Source organism: Microcoleus sp. S13_B4, from assembly GCF_036700885.1.
In the GTDB taxonomy this organism is placed as follows: Bacteria; Cyanobacteriota; Cyanobacteriia; order Cyanobacteriales; family Microcoleaceae; genus Microcoleus.
On sequence record NZ_JAUBPU010000062.1, the window covers coordinates 18,321 to 35,372 of the forward strand.

Sequence of the window (17,052 nt, forward strand, 5' to 3'; positions counted from 1 at the left end):
TACTGACTAATGACAAAAACCAAACTAGATTTACTCGTGCGGGCGATCGGCAAAAAGTGGCTTTGGGTACAAGCTGCACTAGCATTTGCCTTTCTTTACTTGCCAATTCTCATCTTAATTATTTACTCCTTTAACGCCTCCCGATTCAATGCCGTTTGGCGCGGTTTTACCCTTGACTGGTATCGCAGTTTATTCGGCGGTGCAGGTACACTCGGACTCGGAACACAGCTAGGAATTGCTAGCAGCAGCAGCGCCGGAATCTTGACTGCACTCAACAACAGCTTGCTAATTGCAGCTATTTCGACTGTGTTAGCGACAATTTTTGGTACCATGCTCGCCTTAGCACTCGAACGCTTTCATTTCCCAGGACGCAAAGCAGTAGAAGCTTTACTGTTTTTGCCGATTATCATGCCCGAAATTACGATCGGCATTTCGCTGCTAGTTTTCTTTACCCTAGTATTTCGGATCGTAGAAAATCTCACGGGAATTCGCCTCAACCTCGGCTTACCTACCGTAATTATCGGTCACATTGTCTTTAATATTTCCTTTGTGACTATTACTGTCAGGGCGCGTCTGGCGGAACTCGATCCGATATTAGAACAAGCAGCTTTTGACTTAGGCGCTAACGAATGGCGGACTTTTTGGCGCATCACTCTCCCTCTAATTTGGCCCGCTATTTTCAGCGCGGCACTCCTGGCTTTTACTCTGTCGCTGGACGATTTTGTCGTGACATTCTTTACCACCGGCGTCGGTTCGGTGACGCTGCCACTATTTGTTTACGGCATGATAAAATTTGCTGTCACGCCCGCAATTAATGCCATTTCAACTTTGATGTTGTTGGCTTCCTTATTGCTAGTTTTATCATCGCTCAAACTTCAAAAAAATTAAAATAATTGCTTTTTGTGTCATAATTATTCTCGTCTGCAACTAACACAACCTATGAAACGCTTCCTGACTTTCCTACTTTTGTTTGTGATGAGTGCAACGGTGGCTTTCGGCTGTAGCCGCACAGGTGGCAACCAGCAGCAACTGCTGAGCATTTACAATTATGCAAGTTATATCGCCCCAGAAACGATCGCCCAATTCGAGAAAGAGAACAATGTTAAAATTCAATACGACACTTTCGAGAACAGCGACGCACTCTATGCCAAACTCAAACAGGGAAACCCCGGTTACGACTTAATATTTCCCGCCGATTACATGGTGAAAATCATGATCGCAGAAAATTTAATTGAGCCTCTAAATTTAAACAATATTCCCAACCAAAAAAACCTAGAACCTAAGTTTATCAATCAAGCTTTTGACCCCGGTAATAAATATTCCCTGCCCTACCAGTGGGGAACGATGGGAATTGGCTACAACGTGAAAGCAACCAAGGGCGATATCAACAGTTGGGCGGCGATGTTCGATTCTAAATATACCGGAAAAGTCGCGTGGCAAGATGATGCGAGATACACATTTGCAGGAGTTTTAATGTATTTAGGATTTGACCCCAATACCACCAATCCCGAAGAGATTAACAAAGCCCGCGATTTGCTGATTAAAAGTAAAAATATTATTGCCGCTTTTGTCCCCGACACCGGGCAAAACCTGCTCGATCAAGGAGAAGTAAATCTGACGATGGAATGGAGTGGCGATGTTTTTCAAGTTATGAAAGAAAATCCCAATCTCCGCTACGCTATTCCCAAAGAAGGAACAATTATCTTTTCTGACAACATGGCAATTCCCCAAGGTGCGCCCCATAAAGAGTTAGCGGAGAAATTTATTAACTTTATTTTGCAGCCAGAAGTAGGCGCGAAAATTTCTAATTTTACGCACTTCGGATCTCCCAACAAAGCAGCAATTGCTCAAGGTTTAATCGACCCGAATGATTTGAAAAATCCTCAAATTTACCCACCTGCTGAGGTGTTTGGCAAAATGAAATTATTGCAGGATGTCGGGAAAGCAACTGCATTGTACGATCGAGCTTGGACGGAAGTTAAAGCAGGGGCTGGAAAGTAGATATAACACAGGTTCCTGCCGGGGCGGGTTTACTTAAATTTTTATTTTGTATTAGAGATTTTGATGAACCAGCCCCTAGATAATTTATGTTATTTAACCGGAATTGACTTCAGATTTTTATTACTCATAACTAATACATACTAATACAATGCACGCTGTCGAAGTTTTAGAAGTTTCCAAAGTATTTAAAAGTGTCCGCAGTCAAGATTTCTTAGCTGTAGACAACATCAACCTGCAAATTTACGATCGAGAATTCTTTTCTTTACTCGGCCCTTCCGGCTGCGGCAAAACTACAACCTTGCGAATGATTGCCGGTTTTGAAATTCCCACAGCGGGCGAAATTTACATTCACGGCCAACCGATGCAAAATCGCCCGCCATTTCACCGCCCAGTAAATACGGTATTTCAAAACTATGCTTTATTTCCGCACATGACAGTAGCACAAAATGCCGCTTTTGGGTTGGAAATGGAGAATTTACCTCACAAAATAATTCGCGATCGCGTTGCTGAAGCCTTAGCATTAGTACAGTTAACCGAGGTAGAAAAACGCTATCCCCGCCAACTGTCAGGGGGACAGCAGCAGCGAGTAGCGCTAGCAAGAGCATTAGTCAAACAGCCGTCTGTTTTGCTGTTGGATGAACCTTTAGGAGCGCTGGATTTAAAATTGCGTAAAGAGATGCAGTTAGAATTAAAAAAAATGCAGCGCAAATTGGGAATTACGTTTATTTATGTAACTCACGACCAAGAAGAAGCGCTAACTATGTCGGACAGAATTGCAGTGATGGATGGAGGAAAACTGCAACAAGTCGGGACGCCTGTTGATATTTATGAATATCCTAAAACGCGGTTTGTTGCTGATTTTATTGGGGACAGCAATTTTTTAAGTGGTCGAGTAGTAGAAAAGCAAAACGGTCAAATAATCGTGTTGCTTGACCAGCAGTTAGCCGTGTTAGTTGCGACAGCAGAAGATATGCCCAGTGGGAAAGTTGTCACCCTGGTGCTACGGCCCGAAAAAGCTGCTATTTATCCGGCTAATTATGACGCTGAAAATAGCTGGCCGGGAATAGTAGAAGAGGCTATTTATATTGGCACTGACACGCGCTATACGGTGCGATTGACTGCTAAAAGTTCGATCGCCCTTCGCCGACAAAACTTGCACAGAGATGACTTGCAGCGATACCAAGTCGGCGACAGCGTTCGAGTTGCCGTGCCGCCAGAAAGTATCTGCATTTTATGAAAGGTTCTGCTTAATTCAATCTCCCTTACTGCGGTGATGGCGAAGGAGTTGTCGCTTCTTCGGGCAAGGGAATTTCCGCAGGAGTCGATGCGGGCGACGGCGACGGACTCTCGGCCCCGGACGAGGGACTCTCCGAAGGAGTTGATTCTGGCGACGGCGAGGGACTCTCGGCCCCGGGCGAGGGACTCTCCGAAGGACTTGGGGCGGAAGTTTCCGGCGGTGGCGGAAGTTGTGCGGGTTCGGCCTGGGGGCTTTGGAGGCTTTGCACCCACAAACCTAAACCGCCGCCGGCTAATATCAGCCCCAACAGCCCCAGTAGGGCCAGCGGCAGCTTGGATCGCCGTTTTTGAACGTGTTCCGGGGCGGGGGAAGTTTCGGGGTACAACAACTGTTTGGACGATTCTGAAAGCTGAGATTCTGGAATCCTCCCCGACTTCTTGAGGGAGGCCGGGAGGGACGGCGGCAGCGACACCGAAGCTGACACCGGCGCTGACACCGGCGCTGAGGCCACCGCCGGATCAAACAGTACCAATCTCTCCGGCGACATCCGACAGTGAGTCACCACCACAGAGGTGTTGTCATAACCGTTTTTCTCGTTGGCGAGACGAATCCAAGACTGAACTGCGGCTTCCAAAGACATTTTGCCATCGAGCACCTCTGGGCCGTAATTCTCCCAAGATTTCTCTACCCAGTCGTTGTCGCTCAAACCGTCGGAACACAGCAGCAGTAAGCCTTCCTCTTCGACAATAAATCGGTGAATCGTCGGGCGCAGGAAATCGCCGTCCCGCGTTCCCAAAGCTTGAGTCAGAGCTCCGGCATCGGCTCGCAGTTGAGTCTCCCAGTATAAACAATGTCCTAGCTGGACTTCCCTTGAGGCTACGTCGTCGTCCACAGTCAGCCGGTGACAGTAATTTTTGCCAATCCAATAAGCGCGGCTGTCTCCAACATTGACTAAATAAAGTTCATGACTGTTATTCGAGGGCAAGTCCTCGGAAATTTTCACTTTTTGAGGCAACTGGAGGGCCATCACCAAAGTCGTCCCCATCCGCTGTCGCAACTCTTTTCCCTGCTCGTTATTTTGAGCGGAAATCACATTATTCACAACTCTGACTATTTCTTCGAGTTGCTTGATGACCATTGCTGGCGTCATCAACTCTTCTTGTTCAGCAATTTCTGCGAGCAAATTTTGGATTAAAGCTTTCAGGGACTGCACGGCTAATTGACTGGCAACTTCTCCTCCTTCGTGGCCTCCAACCCCGTCGCAAACCATTGTCAAGTAAGGAATTAATTTGTCGTTCCCTGAAGTTTTGCTAGATTGAAAATCAGCAGCAGTCGGATAGCAACTGTCTTCATTTTGGGAGCGCTGCGGCCCGGTATCAGTCATGCCCACTACTTCTAAGTGCAGAGGCAATTTAGCGGCTTGTTCTAATAGTAAATCGTTGAGTTCCAGGGCGATCGCGTCGAAATTCATACTGCTGCGACGCATAAACTGACAAATCTCTCCGAGTTTTGACTGCACCTCGGGTTGCGCTGATTCCACCAAACCTGACCACACATCTCCCAAATCCCGCAGCGTCGGTACAAAATTGCCCCGGTGCAGTTCCAGCAGGCGTACCCGCCAACCTTCCACCCGCAAATTTTCCGGTACCAGCAAACTCGAAGCGACTCCCTGTTCCGATAGCGGCGCCCACAGTTGGAGCATTTGCCACAGCCAGTAAACTTGGCGCGCGGCGCTTGTCCCAGACCAAGATTCTAAAATAGAAGGATACAGGCGACCGAAATTATTGATGGGCACATTTTCCAACAACAGCACCTCTGCCGCTTCCGGTGCTTCCCCTAGCGAACAATAACCGTATACTTCCGGCGTATGCAGCCGTTGGGGATACAAATGCAGGTAAGGCATAATGGTATCTGGCAGTTGTTCCGGGACGCCCGGAGGCACAGCAGGACGGCTGTCGAGCCAGATTTGGGGTGCAATGACAAAGTATCGATCGGCTATTACCTTACCCGCCGGCACTTCCTCGGCTGCTTGCCCCACCACCCACACATAGCGATAAATTAAATCCGTTTCGCACGCTGCACAGTGCTGGCGGCCAAAGGTATTGCGGGGATCTGGACAGCTAAGATTCGGGCAATAAATGGGTTCGGAGAAACTGCTGATCATATCGAAATAGTTTGTGTAAAAACATTCTGAAGATATATGATTCGCAAGCGCAAATTCATGAGCTTGAGAATAAACTGATTTTAGCCCCTATCAATTTCTTAACTGCCTTTGGGCCCCTAGAAATTGTAGTTTCTGCCAGTCTGCATCGGCTAAAATTGTAATTTAAGTTACTAAACTCTGACTTGGAGTAGGATGGAAGCCTCAACCTGGTACGGCTGCGCGACAAATCGCGATCGGGCTTGCAAGTGGCAAACCCTTGCAGAGTCAGTTGTTTGCATTTCTTAAATCTTAAATTTCAAATCTAAGATCTAAATAGTATCACCTATTCTTTTTATGATCTGGACTCCGACGCTCCTTTGGCTGCTAGCTGGGTCTTTGCTTTGTTTGGCAGAGCTATTTCTCCCGACTGCTTTTGTCGCTTTTGTGATGGGACTGAGCGCCTTCGCCGTAGCTGGATGCTCTCTAGTTCTACCTTACGTTAATTTACAAATATTCCTGTGGATGGTGTTTTCGACTGTTTTTGTGCTGCTGTCTCGGCGGTTGATACCAAAAGGCACGGCAAGGGCGATCGCAGATTCTCAGGAAGCAAAAACTTTAACAGAAATTCCCCCCGGAGAAGCCGGCCGAGTGATTTATGAGGGGAATTCTTGGCAAGCTCGCTGCGAAGACACGAACGCCACTATCCCCCCCAACCAAAACGTAATTGTGGTGGGACGGAAAGGCACTACTCTAATAGTTTTGCCAGAAAACCTCTTGCATTCTTAAAAAAAATGCGTAATTAATCACAGGCAATTAGTAGTTAGTCATCAGTCATTAGTCAATATTTAACAGTCAACAGTTAACACTCCATGTTTATAGGAGGCGACCGTGGAACAATTTTTTTTACTTGTATTTTTAGCACTTGGCGGCTCAGCCCTCGCAGGTTCCGTCAAGATTATCAATCAGGGAAATGAAGCGCTGGTGGAAACTTTAGGTAAATACAACGGCAAGAAACTGGAACCCGGTTTGAATTTTGTCACGCCGTTTATGGATCGCGTTGTTTACGAGCAAACAATTCGGGAAAAAGTTTTAGATATTCCCCCCCAAGCTTGTATTACCCGCGACAACGTTTCCTTTACCGTTGATGCTGTGGTTTACTGGCGCATTGTAGACTTGGAAAAAGCCTGTTACAAAGTAGAAAATCTCCAGTCAGCAATGGTAAATATGGTGCTGACTCAAATTCGCGCCGAAATGGGTCAACTGGATCTCGAACAAACCTTTACTGCTCGTTCTCAAATTAATGAAATATTGCTCAGAGATTTAGATATTGTTACTGATCCTTGGGGAGTGAAAGTAACACGGGTAGAATTGCGCGATATTATCCCTTCTAAAACGGTACAGGAATCGATGGAATTGCAGATGGCAGCCGATCGACGCAAGCGGGCGGCAATTCTGACATCCGAGGGCGAACGCGAGTCAGCAGTTAACAGCGCCAAAGGTAAAGCTGAAGCGCAAGTTCTGGATGCAGAAGCGCGCCAAAAAGCGACTATTTTGGAAGCGGAAGCTCAACAAAAGGCGATCGTCCTGAAAGCTCAAGCAGAACGCCAAAGTCAGGTTTTGAAAGCTCAAGCTACTTCTGAGGCCTTGCAAATTATCGGCAAAACTCTGCAAAATGACCCCAATGCTCGGGAAGCTTTACAATTTTTGTTAGCTCAAAACTATCTGGATATGGGTCTAAAAATTGGCACCAGCGACAGCAGCAAGGTGATGTTTATGGACCCGCGCAGCATTCCCGCGATGCTCGAAGGAATGCGCTCGATCGTTGGGGAAGGTAATAATAATGAGGTGAAAAAGTAGTCTTAGGTAGAATGGCGATTGAAACAGACTGCTAACTCTGTATGAGGGGCTTTATCCCTCATACAGAGTTAGCATCAATAGCAAAAATGATTGTGTCATCACGCACCACATTATTAAATAATCGGCGTTGCTAAAGTAAGATATCATTGAGTCTGATAGCCATTCACAAAAAACAATTTAACACAAGTCATCTTCTATGAAATGTCCTGAATGTCAGTCAACTCATATCAATAAAAATGGGCGCAAAAAAGGTAAGCAGAACTACCTGTGTGTTAACTGTGGGAGACAATTTATAGACTGCTATCAACCTCACAGAGGTTATGCTCAAGAAGTGAAAGACGAATGCCTAAAAATGTATGTTAATGGCATGGGTTTGAGGGAAATTGAAAGACTCAAAGGGGTACATCATACAACAATTATGAATTGGATCAAACAACTAGGATAACTCCTGCCCGATTTTTATGCTCGACAGTTAAATTGGCTAATACCAATTTAATGTGAAGTTGCACATATCTCGATCCCCCTAAATCCCCCTGGTTGTAGGGGGACTTTGAGCGGAATCTTGTCCCCCCTTAATAAGGGGGGCTAGGGGGGATCTGATTCTATGCAGCCTCATAAAAAATTGGTATAATCCTCTCTTGAAATCGCCTGGTATCTATTTAAACATCGATATTCAGGCAACTTCTCTTCGCCGTCAACCTAATAACTCGACACAGTTAAAACGATCGCCTCCCTATCTCCCAACACCAAACCATACTCCAAACCTTCAACAACCGCCTGATAAGAAGCATCCAAAATATTACCAGAAACCCCCACAGTCGTCCAGCGGTCATGACCGTTGCTAAACTCAACCAAAACGCGAGTTTTAGCAGAAGTTCCCGCACATCCGTCCAGAATTCGCACCTTATAATCGGTTAAGTTAAAATCAGTAATTGCCGGATAAAAATTCCGCAAAGCCTTCCGCAAAGCCGCATCAAGTGCCGAAACAGGCCCGTTTCCTTCCGCACATTCTAGAATATCTTGACCGTTAACAGTCACCTTCACCGTTGCTAAAGAATTAACTGTTTCCTCCCTACCTTTATCGCAGTGAACTTGAAAACCTTTGATTTCAAATAAATGCTTGCGTTTTCCCAAGGCCTCTCGCATTAACAATTCAAAAGACGCCTCAGCCCCCTCAAATTGATATCCCTGACTTTCCAAATCTTTCAATTTTTCCAAAATTTGCCGGCAAGCAGGATTTTTGCGATCGAGATCCATGCCAAAAGTGCGCGCTTTCGCCAAAACATTGCTCAAACCCGCTTGATCGGAAATAATAATTCGTCGCCTGTTGCCAATTTTTTCCGGTTCCAAATGTTCGTAAGTTAACGGATTTTTCTCAACAGCCGATACATGAATTCCGCCTTTATGAGCAAAAGCCGAAAGGCCGACAAAAGGAGCATGATCATCGGGAGCAAGGTTGACAATTTCGCTGATCGATCGACTTACTTGAGTTAATCTAACTAATTGCTCATCTTGAATGCAATCATGACCCAACTTTAGCTGAAAATTAGGAATCAATGAACATAAATTGGCATTGCCGCAGCGTTCGCCGTAACCGTTAATAGTTCCCTGTACCATCGTCACTCCTTCCCGCACAGCCGCCAAAGCATTAGCAACCGCAACTCCCGAGTCATTGTGAGTGTGAATTCCTAATTGTATGGATTTTTCGCGATTAGTTCCTAAAGATTCTAAAACCTCGCGAACAACCTGACTGACTTCGTGAGGTAAAGTACCCCCGTTAGTATCGCAAAGCACCAGCCATTCTGCGCCCGCATCCGCCGCCACTTCTAAAGTTTTAATAGCATAATCTGGATTGTGTTTGTAGCCGTCAAACCAGTGTTCCGCATCGTAAATGACGCGCCTTCCCTGACTCCGCAAATATTCAATTGTATCTCGAATCATCGCCAGATTTTCTTCGAGCGTAGTCTTCAAACTTTCAATAACGTGCAAATCCCATGACTTGCCAAACAGCGTCACCCAGCGAGTACCGGCGGACAAAATAGCCTGCAACATTTCATCATTAGCTGCCGTAGTTCCCGGCCGCCTAGTCGAACAAAAAGCTACAACTTCTGCTTGAGTTAGGGGCTGTTCTTTGAGTCGCCAAAAAAATTGTACGTCTTTAGGATTCGCCCCCGGCCAGCCGCCTTCAATAAAGGGAATTCCTAAACTGTCTAACTGTCGAGCAATTCGCAGTTTGTCTTCGAGAGATAAGCAGAGTCCCTCGCACTGAGCACCGTCTCGCAGCGTGGTATCGTAGATCCAGAGCCGATTTGTCATGGGAAATTGCGATCGAGAAATTGGTAATATATCACTTCCCATATTAGATGAATTTATTTGAATTTAATGCGATAATATATAGGAAAATTAACATAAATCTAACTGGGGTAAATTGCTGTGGTCAAGGTACAAGCGCAAGGAAAAACATTTGAGTGCGATCGCGGCTCTAATCTCCGTGAAGTTTTGCTCAAAAACGGCATCGATCTCTACAACGGCAACGCCAAAGTCATCAACTGCCACGGCTTCGGTACTTGCGGCACCTGCGCCGTCACCGTCGAGGGCGAAGTTTCCGAGTCCCAGTGGCGCGAAAAAGCCCGACTTTCGGTTCCTCCCCATTCTCCTGCCTCCAACCGCCGTTTGTCCTGCCAAACCAAGGTTTTAGGCGATATTAAGGTGACAAAATATGACGGTTTCTGGGGCCAGGGATCTGAAACTGTCTGGAACCCCCAAGGATAGATTTTTTGTTAAGAAAGGCTGATAGGACGATCGCCTTGCCAGATAATCTGTAAGACTTGCATAATAATTCTAACTGTAAGGTGTGCTTAGCGCACCTTACCCTAAAGAAACCCGAGAGGTCAAAAAAGCCAGAAAGTCCATATAAAAGTTAATGAATTCATCTAAAGATATTCTGATTATTGGCGGCGGAATAATTGGTCTTTCGCTAGCTGTTGAACTCAAATTGCGAGGGGCATCTGTCGCGGTTCTTACCGCAGATTCTAAACCACCGACTGCCAGGGCTGCGGCTGGAATGCTTGCCCCGCAAGCCGAACGAATTCCTCCCAGTCCGATGCTGGATTTGTGCTTGCAAAGTCGCGCGCTGTATCCGGCGTGGGTGGAACGGCTAGAAGATATTACCGGATTGAAAACGGGATATTGGCGATCGGGAATTCTCGCACCCGTGTGTCAAAATGAGCCTCAAGAAAAGCCGTTTTTGTCAAACCTTAATTCTCAATGGTTGGATGGAGATGCGGTTCGCCAGCACCAGTTTGGATTAGGTAAAGAAGTAATTGGTGGTTGGTGGTATCCTGACGACGCTCAAGTTGACAACCGCGCTTTGTTTCGGACGCTGCAGAGCGCAACCAAAGAATTGCAGATTGAGATTATTCAAGACACTGCAAAGGAAATTATTCGACAGGAAAACCGAGTTGTTGGCATTGAAACAACAGCAGGAAAATTGCAAGCAGACCGTTATGTTTTGGCGGCGGGTGCTTGGTCTGAGCAGTTATTGAATGTTCCTGTTTTTCCAAGAAAGGGACAAATGCTGTCAGTATGTGTACCAGAATATTGTAAAGTTATCCAGCCGCTGCAAACCGTTCTATTCGGGACAGGGATTTATATTGTGCCGCGTCAAGATGGCAGAATTATTATTGGCGCAACTAGCGAAAACGTGGATTTTACGCCGGGAAATACGCCTGCGGGAATCCAAAGTTTGCTAGCAGGAGCGATTAAGTTATATCCCGAATTACAAAATTATCCGATTCTGGAGTTTTGGTGGGGATTTCGGCCGGCTACTCCTGATGAGTTGCCGATTTTGGGTGCTAGTGCTTGGGAGAATTTGACATTGGCTACGGGGCATTACCGCAATGGCATTTTGTTGGCTCCGGTGACGGCTAAATTGTTGGCTGATTTGATTGGGAATCAGAAATTAGATCCGTTATTGGCTGCTTTTCATTATTCGAGGTTTTCTGAATCTTGGAAGTTGGAAAATGGTAAATAGTGAGATTTTTTGCTTTTTTTAAGACGAGGCAGAGCCTGGTAACGAGAAACTAAAGTCCACCAAAAGGATATTTTTTGCTATAATCTAATCAGCACAATAGGGTTTTGTAAGTTATGACTTTCAGTGATGTGGTCGAGACGATCAAAAATCTTTCTACTGACGAAAAGCAAGAGCTTCAACTGTTGTTGAAGCAATATCTCCGGGAAGAACGTCGCGAAGAGATATATCAAAACTTTAAGTCAGCGCAGATTGGACAACAAAAAGGTGAACTGAAATTTTTCGCTAACATCAATGAACTCAGAGTAATGATAGATGAATAATCGTGGAAGTCCGTTTCAGTTCTTCATTCAAGCGTGCTTTCAAAAAGCGGATCAAAGGCGATGCTGATTTGGAGGCTAGGCTTTGGCAAAAGCTGGAACAGTTCATCAGATAGCCGTTTTAACCAATCTTAAAAACTCATAAATTGTCCGGTAGGCTTAAGGAGTTTTGGAGCTTTAGCGTAGATTACGATGAAAGGGTACTTTTCTACTTTACAGAAGACGGAAAAGCCGTCTTTGTAGATTTGGGAAGTCATGATGAAGTATATTAATCGACCGAACAGTTGCTACAGTAATCTGTATCTGTAGGGTGCATAGTTTACACCTTACCGCTGTAAGTAGCGTGCCAAACCCTTTTTTTTGTAAGTCCTGAATTAGTTCGCATCCTGTTTTTTTGGTTGGTTTAATTCCCTGCATTTAGCGGCAGCCAAATCGTAAGCATTTTGGTAATCGCTACCGCCTAACATCAAATCACCGTAATATTCATAAGGTTGATTGCCATAAATAGGCAGCGGGTCGTCTTCAGGATAATCTTCTTTTGACTCCTCTAGTATTGCTTTGAGTTTCTTGACGCTGAAGCGCTGGACTGGGAAGTAATGAATGTCTTGAGCGATGAAACCGAGATGGGGAAAGGTTGGGTCAACAATTCGCTCGTCGAGTTCAATCCAGCTATACTCGATGGGTTTATATGGCACTCCGGGCACAGCTAAAAAGCCTTGAACATAAATCGCGCCCTCGGTGGCTAATGCTGCTTTACAAGCGTTGTCAAAGCAGTTTTTACGGTTGCTTTTGATGCGAGTCGCCATTTCAATAGAAAGCGCCTCATCTAATAGTTCGGTCATAACCCATTTCTAATCGCGTGTGCGATTAGATTGTAGCAAATCCGAGCTATCTCCGAGCACAAAAAACGCAGGCAATTACGATCGCTCCTCAAATTCTCTTCTCAAGGAGTTGAGCCAAAATCCTTTGCGGTTCTGGATGTTGTGTCAGCTTTGATTTCCGAGATGGGCTGTTTGTCGATCGCCCATATAGCCCGCAAATAAAAAGTTTTCGCGAGTAGCCCAACTTCTGAACCTGTGATCGAGTTGGGGTAGAACCCGGTACGGTAAAGTGTGGCACAGACGATGCAAGCAAAAATAGCGGCATACATCACCGAAGGTCGATCGTGCAACCAACCAATCATATTAATGCCTTCCGGTGCAGCAATTTGTTCGGCGGCTGACAGGCTTCACAGTTTTTTCTGCAAACAAAGTTTAGTTATGACGATTCTCGCTGAGACATGGGAATATCCTCGGATTGGTAACAACCGGGAAATAAAGAAAGCCCTGAAAGCATTTTTGACTGGGAAATTAGAGACAGATGCTTTATTGCCGACTGTTCCCGCGCTGAAAAATATGGTAAAATCTGCGACTGTGCTGCGGCAACAAATCAATGCGAGTTGAAGATAACAAGCGCCAAGGTAGCTTTGGGTATTGACAGAATCTGTTAATTAACCCACAATATGCTGACCATTGGATACACTGCGTGAAATGGATTTTTCACGCCTGGTTGATGCCTCGTGATTTGTCATGTAAATCTGCCTATCAATACACCTGTGAAGTGGCAGGTTGATACGGTTCCGCATCACTTACCATTCCTAACTGAATTAATTGTCTAGCAAAGATGATCGGCAAGGACAGTCAATAGAGCAATCCGCTATCTCAACTTTTCTTCAAATCATGGCCACCGAAAACCCCACCCAAGAAATTATTATTTTCCTAACACGTAAGGATAAAATAGAAAAATTTGCTGCAATGATTAGCAATTACTACGGCAGTTTGTTATGATTAAGTACGTCAAATCCGGGATAAACTTCAGCTTGGTCAAACCACCAAAAGGAGGAGCTAATGAACTAAATATTATCAGCAGTTTTGTAAAGTATGGGTCATTTTTCCACCGCAATTAACCCAATTACCTGCAATAAAACAATGCCCAAAATAGCCACCCTATCCTGATGGTAAGCTAAGCACTTATCCACACACCATAGATATACTGAATGAAAAACGCGATCAAAAAGTCAGATTTTGTGCTAGCTCCTTATATGAAGAGCAACAATTTGACAGCTACTTGCCAAATACTCAATACAGTGGTTCCTTATACATTCTTATGGTTTTTAGCATTTAAAGCCGCTGCCATTTCTGTATTCCTTCTTCCGCCGATAATGGTGTTGATGACCCTTTTTTCAGGACGTTGTTTCTCTTTGATGCACGATTGCGGACACTATTCTCTTTTTAGTTCCAACAAAGTCAATCGCATTATGGGTTTTCTGCTAGGTATCATCAATGCGATTCCTCAGTACCCCTGGTCGAGGGGACACGCTTATCACCACAAACATAATGGTAATTGGGATATGTACCGAGGCCCTTCGGCGTTGATCTCCACCGAAAAATTTGCGGCGCTAAGTCCATTTAGTAAAAAAATCTATCAGTTACTCAGACACCCGTTGATGCTGTTTCCCGGTGGTTTTTTCTATCTAATTATTAAGCCAAGACTCGCGCTGATATTGGGAATTACGGGTTTTATCCGACATATTTTTGCTTGTCTCAATCAAGATTTTGGCATGGGTTTATCTGCAATCATTGCTTCTTATAAATCCAAACATTGGTATACGACGGCTGAATTTTGGGATTTACTGTTCAACAATATTTGTGTTGTGGGTAGCTGGATTTATCTGAGCAACTTACTGGGGTTTGGCTTTTTCTGGAGTGTTTACTCAATTGTCATGACTTGTTCGGCGGCGATATTTATCTGTATTTTCTTTGTACAGCATAACTTTGAGGGTTCTTACGCCCACAAAACAGAGGGCTGGGACTATCTGCTGGGCGCAATAGAAGGCAGCAGTTATCTCAAATTACCAACTATTCTTAATTGGTTTTCGGCTGATATTGCTTACCACAATATTCATCATCTCTCTGAGCGAATACCTAACTATAATCTTCGGGCTTGTCACAATGCTAATATTCACCTCCTGGCTAATTCAAAATCCCTGACAATTCGCGATATTCCTGACTGCTTCCAATTCCTTCTTTGGGATGCTGCTTCAGATAGTCTGCAATCGATTAAATTATTTCAAGAACAAGAAGAAATTCCCTTGAGTAATGTAGCTAATTAAAATCGCTTGGCAAGGAATTTGGTTACTTCTTTATCCCCAAAATCCTATGATATCGTTTCCGGTTGCACCGGAATTATATAGAGGACACGGCAGTGCCGTCTCCATACCCGGATTAATTTTAGGGACACGGCACTGCCGTGTCCAGGCTGTGGGTAATATTAATTCCGATGCTACCGGTTTTGATATAAATCAAAGTATCTGTTACTTGTCAATGCAGCAATTCCTCTAATTTTTGCTGGTTCCACAAATACTGATAAAGCCCTGTTTGCCCTACCAATTCAATGTGAGTGCCACTCTGAACTATTTCTCCTTTCTCCATCACAAAAATGCGATCGGCACTAGCCGCTGCTGACATTTGATGCGAGATAAAAATTACCGTTTTGCGATCGGTTCCCGTTGCCAAGTTTCGCAAAATGTCGGTAGCAGTTTGATTGTCAACGCTGGAAAGAGCGTCATCCAAAATTAACACCGGGGCGTCCACTAACAAAGCGCGAGCAAGTGCCGTCCGCTGCCGCTGTCCGCCGGATAAAGTAATGCCGCGCTCGCCGACAACTGTTTTGTACTGCTGCGGAAAGTTGAGGATTTCGGCGTGAATTTGCGCTTGTTTTGCCGCGGCTTCAATCTCCGGCTGTTCCGCTAAAGGGTTTCCGTAGCGGATGTTATTCTTGATGGTAGTGCCGAACAGAAAACTTTCTTGGGGAACGTAGGCGATCGCCCCGCGCAATTCGGTCAATTTTACCTCAGTAATATCCTGTCCGTCTACAAATAACTCGCCCGGATCGATATCTAGCAAGCGTGGCAGTGCATTAGCTAAAGTTGACTTTCCTGAGCCGATCGCCCCAACAATTGCGACAGTTTCTCCCGGTTTTATTGTAAAATCAACATCTTTAAGCGCGGGTGTCTTAGCACCCGGATAAGTATAATTTAGATGGCGAGCCGCAATTTCGCCTTTGACTGGAGTTGCCAGTTCAACTGCATCGGCAGCATCCTTAATTTGCGGTTCCACAGTCAAAATTGATTCGATGCGATCGACACTCACTTCTCCCCGCTGGTAAGCAGTAATGGTGAAACCCAACAGCGCTGTCGGAAACACCAAACGCTCGACATAAATCAGCAACGCCACAAAATCGCCAATGCTAATTTGGCCATTAGCAATTGCCCCGCCACCAGCAGAAAGCAGCACCAACAAACTAATGCTTGCCAAACCGCCCAGCAGCGGAAAAATAAAGTTTCTAGTTTTTGCTAATTCCAAATTTGCTGATAGCAACTGCGCGTTGCTATGGCGAAAAGCTCGGCGTTCGTTTTCTTCTTGAGCGTAAATTTTAATTACGGACATCCCGCTCATATCTTCCTGAATTAAATCGCTCATCGCCGACAATTCCTCTTGCACGGCTAACTGTTGGATGCGAAGTTTGTCGCTAAATAACTGTACCAAAACCAGCATTAAAGGATAAACTGCGATCGCAAACAGCGTCAACCTTACATTAATCCCCAGCATCACCGGCAAAGTCAAAGCGTAGGCAAATGCCGTATTCGCCAAACTCAGCACCGCAAACCCCACCAAGCGCCGAATATTGTCCAAATCAGAAGTAGCGCGGTTAATTAAATCTCCTACCGTATTGGCTGCAAAATAAGACGGTTCTAATGTTAATAAATGGTTAAAAATTTGCTGTTTGAGGTCAAATTCTACTTGGCGTCCCACGCCAAACAGCAAAATCCGCGACGCCATCCGAATTACCCACATGATTGAGGCGAGAATCAGAATTAGTGCCACGAAGTTGAAAACTTGGTCAAATTTAGTCGCAACTTGGAGAGTGTCAACTGCATTCCGAATCAGCAGGGGAATGTAAACGCCCACAGCATTGACAACTAATAGCGAAAAAACGCCCCAGAATGTTGGTTTCCAGTGCGGGCGCATATAAGAGCCGAGTTTTTGCAGTCGAGAATAACGAGCCATGTGTTAGTGCGTAATTTGAGATTGATTGAGGAAAGGAAGAAGGAAGAAGGAAGAAGGAAGGCGCAATCTTCAGCTCATGTTTCAGCAATTAAGAACGTCATCATCGTCGGGCGTGGTTGGTATAGAAGGTAGAAGGTTGAAAAAAAAGAATACAAGCTCTATCGAAAGGTAGATGACCGAAAACACAAGTTAAGAAATTTTTAATAAAAATTCTGCTTTGGGATAACGCGCCATCAAAATTAGGTTTTGACTTCAAGCAAAACCTGATTATATCGATATTTGACATTCTCACCGGGCTAAAGCCACGGTGATTCTAAACATCACTGTTTAGGCTTCCTCTTTCTACGACCCGACTT

At 45.0% G+C, this 17,052-nt stretch carries 16 protein-coding genes and 1 pseudogene; 12 read left to right on the forward strand and 5 right to left on the reverse strand.

The window, feature by feature from the left end; all coding sequences use genetic code 11:
- Positions 1 to 9: 9 nt before the first annotated feature.
- The 3 genes from QT994_RS23050 to QT994_RS23060 all read left to right on the forward strand — a co-directional run bounded on the left by QT994_RS23050 (position 10) and on the right by QT994_RS23060 (position 3,238).
- Positions 10 to 888, forward strand: a complete 879-nt coding sequence (locus QT994_RS23050; RefSeq protein ID WP_333178621.1) for an ABC transporter permease — start codon at positions 10 to 12, stop codon at positions 886 to 888.
- 51 nt (positions 889 to 939) lie between these two features.
- Complete coding sequence (locus QT994_RS23055) at positions 940 to 2,001, forward strand: spermidine/putrescine ABC transporter substrate-binding protein (protein WP_333046899.1); 1,062 nt, start codon at positions 940 to 942, stop codon at positions 1,999 to 2,001.
- Positions 2,002 to 2,149: 148 nt separating this feature from the next.
- Positions 2,150 to 3,238: an ABC transporter ATP-binding protein gene (locus tag QT994_RS23060; protein WP_333178624.1), complete on the forward strand. Its 1,089-nt coding sequence runs from the start codon at positions 2,150 to 2,152 to the stop codon at positions 3,236 to 3,238.
- 25 nt (positions 3,239 to 3,263) lie between these two features.
- Here the strand turns inward: QT994_RS23060 and QT994_RS23065 are convergent, their stop codons facing one another.
- A complete protein-coding gene (locus tag QT994_RS23065) occupies positions 3,264 to 5,402 on the reverse strand; it encodes a protein phosphatase 2C domain-containing protein (RefSeq protein ID WP_333178627.1) in 2,139 nt (712 codons plus the stop codon).
- 333 nt (positions 5,403 to 5,735) lie between these two features.
- Between QT994_RS23065 and QT994_RS23070 the strand changes: the two genes are divergently transcribed.
- The 3 genes and pseudogenes from QT994_RS23070 to QT994_RS23080 all read left to right on the forward strand — a co-directional run.
- A complete protein-coding gene (locus QT994_RS23070) occupies positions 5,736 to 6,167 on the forward strand; it encodes an NfeD family protein (protein WP_333046896.1) in 432 nt (143 codons plus the stop codon).
- Positions 6,168 to 6,269: 102 nt separating this feature from the next.
- A complete protein-coding gene (locus QT994_RS23075) occupies positions 6,270 to 7,238 on the forward strand; it encodes an SPFH domain-containing protein (protein WP_333046895.1) in 969 nt (322 codons plus the stop codon).
- A 196-nt stretch (positions 7,239 to 7,434) separates the two neighbouring features.
- Positions 7,435 to 7,680 (forward strand): annotated as a pseudogene (locus QT994_RS23080) (IS1/IS1595 family N-terminal zinc-binding domain-containing protein); the annotation flags it as partial.
- Between the two features lie 257 nt (positions 7,681 to 7,937).
- Here QT994_RS23080 and cimA read toward each other — a convergent pair.
- A complete protein-coding gene (gene cimA, locus QT994_RS23085) occupies positions 7,938 to 9,554 on the reverse strand; it encodes a citramalate synthase (protein WP_333046894.1) in 1,617 nt (538 codons plus the stop codon).
- 117 nt (positions 9,555 to 9,671) lie between these two features.
- On the opposite strand from cimA, the gene QT994_RS23090 reads away from it, so the two are divergent.
- The 3 genes from QT994_RS23090 to QT994_RS23100 all read left to right on the forward strand — a co-directional run bounded on the left by QT994_RS23090 (position 9,672) and on the right by QT994_RS23100 (position 11,591).
- Positions 9,672 to 10,010 (forward strand): 2Fe-2S iron-sulfur cluster-binding protein, encoded by a 339-nt coding sequence (locus QT994_RS23090; RefSeq protein WP_333046893.1) that lies wholly within the window; start codon positions 9,672 to 9,674, stop codon positions 10,008 to 10,010.
- A gap of 151 nt (positions 10,011 to 10,161) precedes the next feature.
- Positions 10,162 to 11,271, forward strand: coding sequence for a glycine oxidase ThiO (gene thiO, locus QT994_RS23095; RefSeq protein ID WP_333178630.1), 1,110 nt, complete (start codon positions 10,162 to 10,164; stop codon positions 11,269 to 11,271).
- Between the two features lie 113 nt (positions 11,272 to 11,384).
- Positions 11,385 to 11,591 carry a hypothetical protein gene (locus tag QT994_RS23100; RefSeq protein ID WP_333046891.1) on the forward strand — a complete coding sequence of 69 codons (207 nt, stop codon included), beginning with the start codon at positions 11,385 to 11,387 and terminating at the stop codon, positions 11,589 to 11,591.
- A 371-nt stretch (positions 11,592 to 11,962) separates the two neighbouring features.
- Here QT994_RS23100 and QT994_RS23105 read toward each other — a convergent pair whose 3' ends face one another.
- Both QT994_RS23105 and QT994_RS23110 read right to left on the reverse strand, forming a co-directional pair.
- Complete coding sequence (locus QT994_RS23105) at positions 11,963 to 12,430, reverse strand: hypothetical protein (RefSeq protein ID WP_333051426.1); 468 nt, start codon at positions 12,428 to 12,430, stop codon at positions 11,963 to 11,965.
- A 101-nt stretch (positions 12,431 to 12,531) separates the two neighbouring features.
- Complete coding sequence (locus tag QT994_RS23110) at positions 12,532 to 12,771, reverse strand: hypothetical protein (protein ID WP_333178631.1); 240 nt, start codon at positions 12,769 to 12,771, stop codon at positions 12,532 to 12,534.
- A gap of 76 nt (positions 12,772 to 12,847) precedes the next feature.
- Here QT994_RS23110 and QT994_RS23115 point away from each other — a divergent pair, with 76 nt between their 5' ends.
- Together QT994_RS23115 and QT994_RS23120 are read left to right on the forward strand one after the other, a co-directional pair.
- Positions 12,848 to 13,030 carry a hypothetical protein gene (locus tag QT994_RS23115; RefSeq protein ID WP_333046888.1) on the forward strand — a complete coding sequence of 61 codons (183 nt, stop codon included), beginning with the start codon at positions 12,848 to 12,850 and terminating at the stop codon, positions 13,028 to 13,030.
- Between the two features lie 593 nt (positions 13,031 to 13,623).
- Positions 13,624 to 14,739: a fatty acid desaturase gene (locus QT994_RS23120; protein WP_333178634.1), complete on the forward strand. Its 1,116-nt coding sequence runs from the start codon at positions 13,624 to 13,626 to the stop codon at positions 14,737 to 14,739.
- A gap of 208 nt (positions 14,740 to 14,947) precedes the next feature.
- Here the strand turns inward: QT994_RS23120 and QT994_RS23125 are convergent, their stop codons facing one another.
- Positions 14,948 to 16,696, reverse strand: coding sequence for an ABC transporter ATP-binding protein (locus QT994_RS23125; protein ID WP_333178637.1), 1,749 nt, complete (start codon positions 16,694 to 16,696; stop codon positions 14,948 to 14,950).
- Positions 16,697 to 16,702: 6 nt separating this feature from the next.
- Here QT994_RS23125 and QT994_RS23130 point away from each other — a divergent pair, with 6 nt between their 5' ends.
- On the forward strand, positions 16,703 to 16,828 hold the full coding sequence (locus QT994_RS23130) for a hypothetical protein (RefSeq protein WP_333178640.1): 126 nt from the start codon (positions 16,703 to 16,705) through the stop codon (positions 16,826 to 16,828).
- The last annotated feature ends 224 nt before the right edge of the window (positions 16,829 to 17,052 follow it).

What these genes read in the sequence shown, in the direction of transcription:
- QT994_RS23125 (WP_333178637.1), bottom strand. Translation starts at nt 16,696, where the DNA reads ATGGCTCGTTATTCTCGACTGCAAAAACTCGGCTCTTATATGCGCCCG.
- QT994_RS23055 (WP_333046899.1), top strand. Translation starts at nt 940, where the DNA reads ATGAAACGCTTCCTGACTTTCCTACTTTTGTTTGTGATGAGTGCAACG.
- QT994_RS23115 (WP_333046888.1), top strand. Translation starts at nt 12,848, where the DNA reads ATGACGATTCTCGCTGAGACATGGGAATATCCTCGGATTGGTAACAAC.
- QT994_RS23065 (WP_333178627.1), bottom strand. Translation starts at nt 5,402, where the DNA reads ATGATCAGCAGTTTCTCCGAACCCATTTATTGCCCGAATCTTAGCTGT.
- QT994_RS23105 (WP_333051426.1), bottom strand. Translation starts at nt 12,430, where the DNA reads ATGACCGAACTATTAGATGAGGCGCTTTCTATTGAAATGGCGACTCGC.
- thiO (WP_333178630.1), top strand. Translation starts at nt 10,162, where the DNA reads ATGAATTCATCTAAAGATATTCTGATTATTGGCGGCGGAATAATTGGT.
- QT994_RS23070 (WP_333046896.1), top strand. Translation starts at nt 5,736, where the DNA reads ATGATCTGGACTCCGACGCTCCTTTGGCTGCTAGCTGGGTCTTTGCTT.
- QT994_RS23110 (WP_333178631.1), bottom strand. Translation starts at nt 12,771, where the DNA reads ATGATTGGTTGGTTGCACGATCGACCTTCGGTGATGTATGCCGCTATT.
- QT994_RS23060 (WP_333178624.1), top strand. Translation starts at nt 2,150, where the DNA reads ATGCACGCTGTCGAAGTTTTAGAAGTTTCCAAAGTATTTAAAAGTGTC.
- QT994_RS23120 (WP_333178634.1), top strand. Translation starts at nt 13,624, where the DNA reads ATGAAAAACGCGATCAAAAAGTCAGATTTTGTGCTAGCTCCTTATATG.
- cimA (WP_333046894.1), bottom strand. Translation starts at nt 9,554, where the DNA reads ATGACAAATCGGCTCTGGATCTACGATACCACGCTGCGAGACGGTGCT.
- QT994_RS23050 (WP_333178621.1), top strand. Translation starts at nt 10, where the DNA reads ATGACAAAAACCAAACTAGATTTACTCGTGCGGGCGATCGGCAAAAAG.
- QT994_RS23100 (WP_333046891.1), top strand. Translation starts at nt 11,385, where the DNA reads ATGACTTTCAGTGATGTGGTCGAGACGATCAAAAATCTTTCTACTGAC.